The sequence below is a fragment of the Paracraurococcus ruber genome (assembly GCF_004353985.1).
GTDB lineage: Bacteria > Pseudomonadota > Alphaproteobacteria > Acetobacterales > Acetobacteraceae > Paracraurococcus > Paracraurococcus ruber.
Genome location: NZ_SMOA01000196.1, coordinates 1 through 10,637 on the forward strand (window position 1 = coordinate 1; position 10,637 = coordinate 10,637).

At 68.9% G+C, this 10,637-nt stretch carries 13 protein-coding genes and 1 pseudogene; 4 read left to right on the top strand and 10 right to left on the bottom strand.

The genetic code is table 11. The features are described from left to right. Together E2C05_RS23640 and E2C05_RS23645 are read right to left on the bottom strand one after the other, a co-directional pair. The coding region (locus tag E2C05_RS23640) for a DsrE family protein (protein WP_192912512.1) at window positions 1–442 on the bottom strand (442 nt) is incomplete at its 3' end. A gap of 38 nt (window positions 443–480) precedes the next feature. After that, on the bottom strand, window positions 481–768 hold the full coding sequence (locus E2C05_RS23645) for a nickel-binding protein (RefSeq protein ID WP_133222107.1): 288 nt from the start codon (window positions 766–768) through the stop codon (window positions 481–483). Between the two features lie 133 nt (window positions 769–901). Between E2C05_RS23645 and E2C05_RS23650 the strand changes: the two genes are divergently transcribed. Next, the gene (locus E2C05_RS23650; RefSeq protein ID WP_205082999.1) at window positions 902–1,780 is read left to right on the top strand and encodes a LysR family transcriptional regulator; all 879 of its coding nucleotides are present in this window, start codon (window positions 902–904) and stop codon (window positions 1,778–1,780) included. Window positions 1,781–1,847: 67 nt separating this feature from the next. On the opposite strand, the gene E2C05_RS23655 is transcribed toward E2C05_RS23650, so the two are convergent. From E2C05_RS23655 to E2C05_RS23665, 4 genes are all read right to left on the bottom strand, one after another. Further along, a complete protein-coding gene (locus tag E2C05_RS23655) occupies window positions 1,848–2,774 on the bottom strand; it encodes a tyrosine-type recombinase/integrase (RefSeq protein ID WP_205083014.1) in 927 nt (308 codons plus the stop codon). Window positions 2,775–2,875: 101 nt separating this feature from the next. Next, complete coding sequence (locus E2C05_RS33325) at window positions 2,876–3,040, bottom strand: hypothetical protein (RefSeq protein ID WP_158292329.1); 165 nt, start codon at window positions 3,038–3,040, stop codon at window positions 2,876–2,878. Then, window positions 3,037–3,450: a putative toxin-antitoxin system toxin component, PIN family gene (locus E2C05_RS23660; RefSeq protein ID WP_133222110.1), complete on the bottom strand. Its 414-nt coding sequence runs from the start codon at window positions 3,448–3,450 to the stop codon at window positions 3,037–3,039. The genes E2C05_RS33325 and E2C05_RS23660 overlap by 4 nt, the downstream gene beginning before the upstream one ends. Beyond that, a complete protein-coding gene (locus E2C05_RS23665) occupies window positions 3,447–3,701 on the bottom strand; it encodes a hypothetical protein (RefSeq protein WP_133222111.1) in 255 nt (84 codons plus the stop codon). The genes E2C05_RS23660 and E2C05_RS23665 overlap by 4 nt, the downstream gene beginning before the upstream one ends. Window positions 3,702–3,812: 111 nt before the next feature. Here E2C05_RS23665 and E2C05_RS23670 point away from each other — a divergent pair, with 111 nt between their 5' ends. Continuing rightward, window positions 3,813–4,028, top strand: coding sequence for a hypothetical protein (locus tag E2C05_RS23670; protein ID WP_133222112.1), 216 nt, complete (start codon window positions 3,813–3,815; stop codon window positions 4,026–4,028). Window positions 4,029–4,652: 624 nt separating this feature from the next. Here E2C05_RS23670 and E2C05_RS34785 read toward each other — a convergent pair. After that, window positions 4,653–5,882: pseudogene (locus E2C05_RS34785) on the bottom strand (YbfB/YjiJ family MFS transporter). Then, window positions 5,882–6,859 (bottom strand): NAD(P)H-dependent flavin oxidoreductase, encoded by a 978-nt coding sequence (locus E2C05_RS23680; protein WP_133222113.1) that lies wholly within the window; start codon window positions 6,857–6,859, stop codon window positions 5,882–5,884. The pseudogene E2C05_RS34785 and the gene E2C05_RS23680 overlap by 1 nt, the downstream one beginning before the upstream one ends. A 106-nt stretch (window positions 6,860–6,965) precedes the next feature. Here E2C05_RS23680 and E2C05_RS23685 point away from each other — a divergent pair, with 106 nt between their 5' ends. Then, window positions 6,966–7,973 (top strand): LysR family transcriptional regulator, encoded by a 1,008-nt coding sequence (locus E2C05_RS23685; RefSeq protein WP_240046868.1) that lies wholly within the window; start codon window positions 6,966–6,968, stop codon window positions 7,971–7,973. A 237-nt stretch (window positions 7,974–8,210) separates the two neighbouring features. Here E2C05_RS23685 and E2C05_RS23690 read toward each other — a convergent pair whose 3' ends face one another. Further along, a complete protein-coding gene (locus E2C05_RS23690) occupies window positions 8,211–8,651 on the bottom strand; it encodes a YybH family protein (protein ID WP_133222114.1) in 441 nt (146 codons plus the stop codon). Window positions 8,652–8,725: 74 nt separating this feature from the next. Next, window positions 8,726–9,376 carry a hydrolase gene (locus tag E2C05_RS23695; protein WP_133222115.1) on the bottom strand — a complete coding sequence of 217 codons (651 nt, stop codon included), beginning with the start codon at window positions 9,374–9,376 and terminating at the stop codon, window positions 8,726–8,728. Window positions 9,377–9,520: 144 nt separating this feature from the next. On the opposite strand from E2C05_RS23695, the gene E2C05_RS23700 reads away from it, so the two are divergent. Continuing rightward, the gene (locus E2C05_RS23700; protein ID WP_133222116.1) at window positions 9,521–10,441 is read left to right on the top strand and encodes a LysR family transcriptional regulator; all 921 of its coding nucleotides are present in this window, start codon (window positions 9,521–9,523) and stop codon (window positions 10,439–10,441) included. Window positions 10,442–10,637: the final 196 nt, after the last annotated feature.

A 10,637-nucleotide genomic window follows, 5' to 3' on the forward strand; every position in this document is an offset into this window, starting at 1 on the left:
GTCTGTCCGGCTCACGTCCGGCACGCCGCAAAATCGGCATTCTGCAGTTCCCGGCAGCGTTCAGTGCCTCAAACAGCCAGAAATCGAGGCCCGCCGTCCACCCGCGCACAGGTCTCATGAGGCGGCCGGTGCCGACCCCCTCGACCGAGGCGAGCGCCTCACGTGTCAGCAGCGCCACACCGTCGCCGGCCAGGAACAGGTCCACCTTGTGCCCGTTCTTGAGCGCGGTCGCCGCCACCAGGAAGGCGAGTGCCGCCTTGGTGGGATCGTTCGGGCCGGTATGCACGTGCACCAGGAACTGCGACATGGTCCTGCCTCCGCTGTCGGATGTTGTCTGCGGACGTGCCGCCCCCGGTGGGGCCTGCGCTGCGACCGGTGGCGCGAGGAGGACGAAGCTGGCCGCGACGACGGCGGCCACCATGCTCGTGAAGCGTAATGCCATGTGTTCCTCCCTCGATCGGTGCCTTGGCGGGGTGGGCGTCAAGCCGGCCGCACCGCCGGTGACGGGGCCGGCAGATCCAGCGCTTCCGACACAGCCAAGTAGGGCAGGCCCGCCCGGTCGTTCACCCACTGGACGGCCTGCGAATTCCCGGCCTCGAACAGGCACAGGCAGCGGTCGTCGTGGGGCAGGAAGACGGAGCGGAGATAGCGCACTGCCACCCCCTCCGCGCTGGACTGCGCGGCCGCAGCGATCGCGGCCGCCTGCGCGCTCGCCAGCGCCTCGGTCGTGATGCCTGGCAGGCTCCGTTCCACCGCATAGACTGTCATGAAAGCACCTTCTTCTTCCTCGATGGCTCAAGCCTCGCCCGGCCGGAGCGCGCGGGGGAAACAGCTTTTGCCTATGCGCCCATAACCGATCTTTCGGTTGACGCCGCCGCTAACGCTTCGCACCGTGGGCACCATGGAGATGCACCAGGTCCGCTACTTCATTGCCGCGGCCCGCGCACTGAGCTTCACGCGGGCTGCCGAGCAGTGCCACGTCTCCCAGCCTGCGCTGACCGCGGCGCTCAAGAAACTGGAAGCTGATCTGGGCGGTCCGCTGTTTCACCGGGAACGCAACGGCCTGCGGCTAACCGAACTCGGGCGACGGATGGAGCCTCTCCTTTCCGAGGTACAGAAGCGGGCGGAGGCGGCGCGGAGCGCGGCCGAGACTCTGAGACTGCTGAAGCAGACGCCGGTGCGCGTGGGCGTCATGCCGACACTTGGCCCGGTGCGGCTGGCGCGCTTCCTCGCGTCATTCGAGCGCGCCCATGCCGATGCCGAGGTGGCAATCCGCGAGGGGCGCCCCGCCGAGCTCGCCGCTTGGCTGGAAGCGGACGAGCTGGACGCCGCCATCCTCAATGCGCTCGACGCGCCAGCGGAGGGATGCCGGCTCGAGCCGCTCTATGTCGAACGCTACGTGGTGCTGCTGCCGCCCGGACATCCGCTGCGGGAACGCTCCGCCTTGTCACTGCGCGACCTATCGCTCCAGCCCTATGTCGACCGGCTGGCCTGTGAGATGCGTGAGCGTGTCGTCGCGGCCTGCGGTGCCATGGGCGTTCAGCTCTATGCGCGTTACCGGTCGGAACGCGAGGACTGGGTGCAGGCGATGGTCGCCGCCGATCTCGGCTTCGCCTTCATGCCCGAGCACGCGATCACGCATCCCGGCACGATCCAGCGTGCCCTGTCCGATCCGAGCGTCGAGCGGACCATCGCCTTGGCGACCATGCCGGGACGGCAGCACTCGCCGGCGGTCCGCGCCTTCGTCCGGGCAGCATGCAGCCATCGGTGGCTGGCCTGATGTCGCAGGTATCGCACCCGCCTATTTGGTTTCTGCGGAGCGGGACCGGATGTAGCGCCGGCAATGGCTACACCCTGATCCGTTCGACCTCGTCGAGGCTGATCTCGTCGTGCCGTCGGTCGTAGAGCTGGGTGGTACGGGTACTCGCGTGGTTGGCCATGGCGGCGGCGTTCTCGAGCGTGCCGCCATTCTTCAGGTAGGCCGTGATGCCGGCGGCGCGGAAGGTGTGGTTGCCGATCTTCGTCCCGATCCCAGCCACCACGGCACGGCGTTGGATCATGGCATAAGCGTTGGCCTGGGGAAGGGGCGTGCGCGTCAGCCGCCCGGTGCCGCGGCCGACAGTGCGGAGCAGCGGACCCTTGGGGTCATCGGCGATGCCGGTGCCTTCCAGGTAGGCGTGCAGGTACTCCTTTAGGGTGTGGTGGCAGGGCATCTCGTGCCGCTTGCTGCCCTTCTCCCTGAGCCGCACCCAAAGCCGGCGGTTCTGCACGAACACGTCCTCGACCCGCATGCCGAGCGCCGCGCCGATGCGGGCGAAGCTGAACACCATCAGGCCGACCAGCGCCCGGTCACGCAGCCCTGCCGGAGTCGTAACGTCGATGCTGTCCAGCAGTTGCCGGGCCTCGGCGGCGTCGAGAACCGGCGTCTTGCCCTTGAGGGCGCTGTGCCGAGGGCCACGCACCGCTCCGGCTGGATTGGTCGGGATCACCTGGCCGGTCACTAGCCAGTCGAACAGGTGTCGCAGCGCCGCCAGCCGCAGCTTAGCGGTCGGTGCCGAATGCGTCCGCGTCTGCAGCTCGATCCATGTGGCGACTTGCAACGGCTGGACCGCTGCCAGCGACCGGATCCCGGCTTCGCCCTCGCACCAAGTGAGGAAGGCCGTCACCGCCTGGCTGTAGGCGCGTCGGGTGTTCGGGTTGCGGATCGCGGCGGCGAAGAACTCCAGGAAGCGCAGGCCAGCTTGCTCGCCGGCCGAAGCGACAAGGGCAGGCAGGGGGAGGGGAGGCGGGAAGGATCAGGTCATGCGCCATCCGCGCCTCTCGTATCTCCAGCGGGGATGCGGTGCGCCCGGAGGAACGTATCCATCACGTCAGGTCAGTCGCCGAGGCCGAGCCAGCGGCTGGCCTCGTCCCGGCCGGTCCGCGGGAAGTCGGCCATCAGCGCTTCCACCACTAGGTGCTCGAGCGTGGCTTGGTCCGGGCTGTCGAGCCGCTCGAAGAGCCAGTCGGGCAGCGTGAGCGTGACGGTGACGCAGCTCACGGCCTGTGATCCTTTGCCTCGGCCAAATACTCTGCGGGCCGCAGGATGTGCACGCCGCGCCAAGGGTGCAGCACGAGCAGATCGGCGTCGCTGCTGATGATCAGCTCGGCACCGGCGGCGAGAGCGAGTTCCAGAACCTTGTTGTCCTTCGCATTCCGGCAGTCCGTCACGCGCTCGGCGGGCGCGAAGAACACGCCGAAGGCGTCGAGGAGCGAGAGCACCTCGTCGCGCAGGTCGGGATCGAGGAAGCGTGCCAGGCGTGGCCGCGCGAGCACGTCCAGCACCTCCGTCATCATCGCTTCCGACATGGCGACCCGGTCCGCCGCAAAGGCGTACCGCACCGCCTGATCGGGAACGCTTCCGCGGCCGATAGCCGCGCCGACTAGGGTCGAGGTGTCGAAGACGATCACGCGCCGGGCGGCTGGTCCCGGCGCTCGGTGTTGTAGGCGGCGAGTTCGGCCTCGAGGATCTCGTCAGTGAGGCCGCGGCGACGGGCCTCGTCCGAGAGGGCGTCCATCGCCGCGAAGAGCCGGTCCACCCCGCCGGTGGGCCGGAGCGTGCGCCGGACCAGGCGTTCAAGCCGGGCGCGCGTCGCCGGATCGGCGAGCGCGGCGGCGTCGTCGGGCTCGACCTCGATGGTCACGGGGACGGTGTCGGGCATGGGGTGCCTCCTGCTCCCAAGCCTACCCGGCCCGGCCGTGCTGAAGCAAGCAAGTGCATACGATAAAGGACATTATCATACATAAAGCCGCCGCAATCGGATACGTCCGAGATGGCGCTGAGCCTTGGCAGCATCCGGCATCGAGACATCGGTCGAGAGACACCAGCTGTGCGCATCGTCAAGCAGTTTCGATTAATGCTTGTGCCCGACAACGCCGTGAGCAATGTCTACCGGATCTCTCATGCCGACCACTCGTCGATCAGATGGCACGAAGCCAACGCCCGAAGTTACGCCGAACTCGCGGCCGCCTGCCACTGCAACTCGTAACCAAGCGGCAGCAAGGCGCACGATTGATCAAGCCTGTCCGTACCGTTGTTGCGCGGTGTGCGGCCTGCAGGCTGCAACGTGTCTGTAAGTGGCTCACCTTGACCACAACGCCTCGAACAACGCGCCGGATAACCTGGCGCGCCTTTGCCCGACGCATCACTGGATGTACGACGCAGGCCTCTACCCCATCGAGGCCATTCAGCTCCTGCAGGCTCACTGGCAGACTACCCGGGGCATACCGAACCACAAAGCCCGGATGAAAGATGCCGGTGCGAAAGCAGCCCTATCGAGAAAGCGCAGTGCCGCTCCTCGAAAAGCTGTTGCAACGCGGCGAGCGAATGCGGCCGCGGGTTGCTGAAAGGGCATCGGGCAGAAGGCTGGCACCGTAGCGTTACATTAAGGAATTTCGACGTCTGTATTGAATGCGGCAAAGCCTTAAAGACAATCTGATCAGTCGCATAAAGGGCGACATGGCGCGGCGCCAATGATCAAACTCCGCCAGAAGATCAGTTTGGGACGTGCCGCCGGCGCTGAGAGGCCGTCAGGAATCGTCAAACATCCGTTCGACAGTCCGTGACAGAAACGCGGCAGCTTTGCTCAATCCCGAAAGGGAATGCATCTTCCCTATCGCGCTGCAGCACCCGCTGGCGGCACGGCTCTACGGCGCTGCCGTCGGCACCGGCAACCCCGCGGCAAGGCCGCCGCGACAACCAGGGCGCCGGTGAGCAGGAGTGAGGCCAGGACGAAACTTCCCGTCAGGTCGTGCAGGACGCCGGCGAGCACCGGCCCGGCGATCTGCCCGACGCCGAAGCTGGCCGTCAGCAGGGCGAAGGCCCGGCGGGGGTCGCCTCCGGCCAGCCTCCGTCCGCCCGCCAGACCGAGGGCGGTGATGCCCATGAAGGTCCCACCCAGCAGCGCCGCGGCGAGCAGCGCGCCCGTCGCGGTCGGCCACAGCACGCTCGCCGCCACGCCGGCTGCCTCGACCAGGCAGGCGGCCGCGAAAGCGCGGGCGATGCCGGTCCGGGCCCCGAGCCAGGTCCAGGCCGCGACCGAAGGAGTTGCCGCGATGCCGACCACCGCCCAGACAAATGGCTCGACCGGGCGGACCTCCGGATTGGCCCGCTGGATGGCCATCAGGAAGGTCGCGGTCACGATGTAGCCGAAGCCGAACAGGCCATAGGCCAGTGCTCAGCGCCGCATCCGCGCGGGGGCGGCGCCGCCCGGTGCCAGAGTGAGACCTCGCAGTGGCGCGGCGGCGGTCGGCGGCGCCTCCCCGGCGGGAACCAGCCAGGCGACCAGCGGCACGGCCGCGAGGGAGGCTGCGCCGGCGGCGAGCCAGAGGCCACGCCACCCTGCCCCAGTGGCCAGCAGCGCCGCGACCAGCAGGGCCGAGAGTGCGATGCCGCTGCCGACGCCGGCGAAATGCACCGCGGACAGGCCGCTCCGGCCCGCCCGCGCGAGACGGTCGAGCACCAGAGCCGAGGCGAAGACGAGCACGAAGGCGCTGGCCGCGCCGCCGATACCGCGGAGCGCGAGAAAGGCGGGCAGGGAGGTGGCCCAGCCCATCGCGCCGGTGGTCGCCGCGCCGAGCGCCAGCGCGCCGAGCAGCCAGGCCCGCCGCGATCCCGGCAGGCGCGGCGTCGCGGCCAGCAGGGCGCCGATCAGATAGCCGAGCAGGTTGGCCGAGGCGACCAGGCCCGCCTCGCCCTTCGTCAGCCCCAACTCCTCGGCCATGGTGGGCAGGATGGGCGTGTAGACGAAGCGGCCGATGCCAATGGCCGAGGCCAGCGCCAGCAGGCCGCCCAGGGCGAGGCCGAGGGGGCCGGTCCTCGCCCCGCCCTGCCGGCCAGGCATCAGGGCCGCTCCACCCGGTAGCGGTTGGAGGCGCCGGCGATCAGCGCCTCGGCCTCGCGCGCGATCCGCTCCACCACCTCGGCCGCCGGCGGGATGTCGCCGATCAGGTCCACCGCCTCGCCGGCGATCACGCCGGCGGTGTCGAAGTCGCCAGCCTCGCGCGCCGCGGCATAGCGGGCTGCCTCGGCCTCCTGGTGCTGCAGCAGCTCCGCCTCCCGCCCGCGCCAGCGCTCGGAGAAAGCGTTGCGCAGCACGCGGCCGGTATAGGGCACCGGCCAGACATTGCGGCGGGCGATGTCGAACAGGATGCTGCGGATGGTCTGGTCGCCGCTGGCCGCGACCATGCGCTCCTTGGCGGCCTGGGCGCCGGCGGCCTCCTGCGTGGCGTAGAAGCGCGATCCCACGAGCACGCCGTCGGCGCCGAGCATCAGCGCCGCGGCCAGCCCCCGCCCGTCGGCGACCCCGCCGGCCGCGACCACCGGCACGGCGCCGCGCGCCAGGTCCACCACCGCCGGGACCAGGGCGAAGGTGCCGCGGGAGACGCCGTGGCCGCCAGCCTCCGCCCCCTGCGCGACCAGCACCTCGGCCCCGGCCCCCAGCGCCTCCCGCGCCTGCTCAAGCGTCTGCACCTGGCAGATCAGCCTCGCGCCCGCCTGCCTGATCCGGTCGGCATGTGGCCGGACCTCGCCGAAGGAGAGCATGACCGCCGGCGGCCGGCGCTCCAGCACCATCTCCAGCAGCCCGGGCTTGCGGGCCATGCTCCAGGTGATGAAGCCGACCCCGACCCTGGTGCGGCCCGCGGCGTCCAGCTCGCGCGCCAGCCACGCCGCATCGCCATAGCCGCCGCCGATGAGGCCGAGGCCGCCGGCCCGGCTGACCGCGCCGGCGAGGCGCGCGTCGGCGATCAGGTCCATCGGCGCGAGCAGGATCGGGTGCTGCAGGCCGAGCAACTCGGTCAGGCGGGTCGTGATGGACATGGCGGCTCCGCGGCTCGGGATGGCGTCGCCAGCCTGCCAGGGGCTCGACATGGGCGGAAACGACTTGTCATGATCCGAGCCATCTGCCGGAGCGATGGGAGGCTGCGTGGACCTGCTCGACCTGGAGACCTTCGCCGCCGTCGCCCGGCATGGCGACATCACCCGGGCCGCGGGCGCGCTCAACACGGTGCAGTCCAACGTCACGGCCCGCCTTCAGGTGCTGGAGAGGGAGCTCGGCGCGCGCCTGTTCGAGCGGCACAGCCGCGGCGTGGTCCTGACCGCCGCCGGGCAGCGCCTGCTGCCCTATGCCGGGCGCATCCGGGCGCTGGTGGACGAGGCGCGTCGCGTTGTCGCCGACGACGGCATCCCGCGCGGCCCGCTACGGCTCGGCGCCATGGAGACGACGGCGGCGCTGCGGCTGCCGCCGCTGCTCGCCCGCTATGCCCGGGCCTTCCCGGAGGTGGAGCTGGTTGTCGGCACCGGCCCCACCGCGACGCTGGTGCAGGAGGTGCTGGAGCACCGGCTGGACGCCGCGCTGGTGGCCGGACCAGTGGCGCATCCCGAACTGGTGGAGCAGGTCGCGTTCGAGGAGGAGCTGGTGCTGGTCACCGCGCCCGACCTGCCCGGTCTCGAGCCGCTGGCCGGGATGGGTGAGCTCAAGGTCTTGGTCTTCCGGGCCGGCTGTTCCTACCGGCAGCGGCTGGAGGCGACGCTGGCGGCGCGCGGCATCGCCGGCGTGCGACGGCTGGAGTTCGGCACCCTCGACGGCATCGTCGGCTGCGTCGCGGCCGGGGTGGGCGTGACCCTCCTGCCGCGGCGTTGTCGAGGGAGCCTGGCGCGAAGGGCGGATAGGCCTGCACGCACTGCCGGCAGCCGAGGCGCGGGTCACGACGGTGCTGGTCCGCCGCCGCGACGGCTATGTGTCGAGCGCGCTCGGCGCGTTCCTGCAGGCCATCCGGGGCGACTTGGTCCTGGCTTCAGCCGCCGAGTAGCCGAATCCCCTGTTCAAGTCGGCAGGACATCGTTTGCGAGGTCTGGTGGCAGACCTTCGCGGGCTTCCGCCGCAGGCGACCCAAACTGGACTCCGTGTTGCGCTTGGTCAGTCCGGAGCTGACAAACGTAATGCTACAGCTCCATTCGAGTTTGAAGCCTCCGCGCAGCGCAGCCAAATCCCGGTCGCCGCGCTGCCCCATCAGGCAGCGGCAGCGCCGAGCCGTCCTGACGCGGGGACCGGCTCACCCCTCCTCGGGCTGTGAGCCGGACCACAGGGGACGCTCGTTCGCTTCCGCCCGTGGCCGGGCGCTTATCCGGCCTCGGTTACGATGCCCAGCCGCTCGTGTCGAGCTCGCAACTATCGAGGTGCTGGATTCGTCGAGGAGAATGAGTAGCGGGCGATTTTCCAGCCATGTCCATCGCCCTTGTGGAGGACGAAAAGCTCGTGGTTCGCGTCAGGGACCCGCTGCTTGATGGCGTGCACGGTCACGAAACCGGCCGAGCTCGTCCGAACGAACGCCCAGTTCGGCGCGACCTGCACCACCTCCTCGACCTGCAGTTCGGTCTCAAAGGTGATTGCCTGGAAGATGCCCTTGTAGGCAGCCCGAATTGCGTCTGCGCCAACCACGGATGGGCTGTTCGGGGCCATGAAGACACCGTCCGGCGTGAATACGGCCATCACCGCGCCGGTGTCGGCGGCGTTGAGCGCTGCCTCGTAGCTCTGCAGCACTCTTTCGATGTCGCCCCGCCCTGAAGCGGCACCGGCGACGTCCCCCGCCCTGTTCGCAGCTCTCTTCATGAACCTGCAGTCCTCGCTGTTCGCACTGCCGCCGTGCAGCGGCGCATCGTGCCGGGTTGAATCCTGGGCCTGCCTCAGCCGACGTTGCCGACGGGTGTGTTGAGCAACTGCTGCTCCCACAGATACGCCATGCCGGCGCCGCCGGCGTGCTCGATCAGAATGTCCGGCAGGCGCGCACCGGTCTCGGCTCGCGCCCAATCCCGCTGCCATTCCGAGCCCACAGCCATCCAGGTCATCATGTTCACGCCTCCGGCAATCATGCGCTGGATCGCCACCTCATGCGCTTCGACCGAAGCGCCGCCGCAGGCGTCGGTGACGACCGTGACATCCCAGCCATCGCCAGCGGCGTGGATCGCGGGCATCGCGACGCAGACCTCGGTCCAGAGGCCGGCGATGACCAGCTGCTTTCGGCCGGTCGCCTTGACCGCGTCGACGGTCGACTGATCCTCCCAGGTATTGATGAAGGTGCGATCGATGACCCGCTGACCGGGAAAGAGGTCAGTGAGCTGCTTGAACAGAAGACCCCCGCGGGCGGCGATCACACTGGTCAGGATCGTGGGGACATCGAACGCCTTGGCCATCTTCGCGAGCGCGACCGTGTTGTTCACCACCGCCTGCGGATCGTGGCTGTTCACGTTGGCGAGCTGGTAGGGCTGATGATCGATGAGGGCGAGCACCGAGTCTTCGGGACGAAGAAGGGATCCAACTCCGTTGCGGAACTTCATAGTGTTTCTTCCTGCTCCATTCGGTCGCTTGATCGGGGTCAGCCTTCGACCAAGGCGACGTCGCGTGCAGAGCTTTGCCGGTCCTCCCTCCGATGGGATAGCACTGCCTCATGAGACGCTGTGTCGCACAATCAGGAACGCTCGATGGACATCGATGATCTGCGGGCTTTCGTCGAGGTCGCCGACGCGGGAGGTGTCACACCCGCCGCGCGAAGGCTCGGCATATCCAAGTCGATGGTCAGCCGCCGGCTCGTGGGACTGGAGCGGGAGCTGGGCGTGCAGCTTCTCGCGCGCACCACGCGCGGTGCCTCGATCACGGAGGCTGGGGCAACCTTTCGGGACCATGCCGCGCGTGCGATCGCCGAGATCGACATCGCCAGGGAGACGATACTCCCGGCCGGCGACCTGCGCGGACGACTGCGTGTGGCAGCGCCGCTATCATTCGGACCGACACATTTCGCACATGTCCTCGCTGACATGGCGCGGCGCCACCCAGAGCTCCACATACATGCGAGCTACACGGATCGGCATGTCGACCTGATCGCAGAAGGGTTCGATTGTGCGATCCGCGTCGGCAAACTGAATGATTCGAACCTGATCGCCAGAAAGATCGGCCCTCTGCACGCGAAGTATGTCGCAGCGCCAGCCTACATTGCGGAACACGGGGCACCTGAAACGCCCGACGAGCTCACGACCCACGAGGCGCTGATGCAGGCCACCGAACCATGGTTCGCGCTCGACGGTGACCAAGTCATCAGAATGAGGCCGCAGGGCCGGTTCAAGGCGGACAACGGCGCTGCCCTCATTGCCGCCGTCCTGGCCGGGATCGGCATTGCCGTCCTGCCCGTCAACCTGATTCGGGAGCACCTGGAGGCGGGCACACTGGTGGAAGTGATGCCGCGCTATCCCGTTCCTGTGCACGGCATCTATGTCGTCCGCCCGCCGGGGCAGCACCCGGTGCGCAAAATCCGCGTGCTCACCGAAATGCTCATCGAGTGCTTCGGAGAGGCCGAGGAAGGCACCGGCAGCTCGCGAGATGCCAGTGCCCGTTCGGGATTGGCCTAGCGGGGGATCATCTTGGACGATGGAGGCTGGAGTCACATTGAGCGGGCCGGAGCCGGAACACCGAGGACGGGCCGCTAAGTGTCCATCCGGGAACATGGTGAGTCATCTGAATCGGTTGTGACTGGCGGGTTGCGGCGGGTGGTGCGCGATTTGGCGGGATGTGGACGCCGGAGAACCGCGGTCGGTATGACCGCAG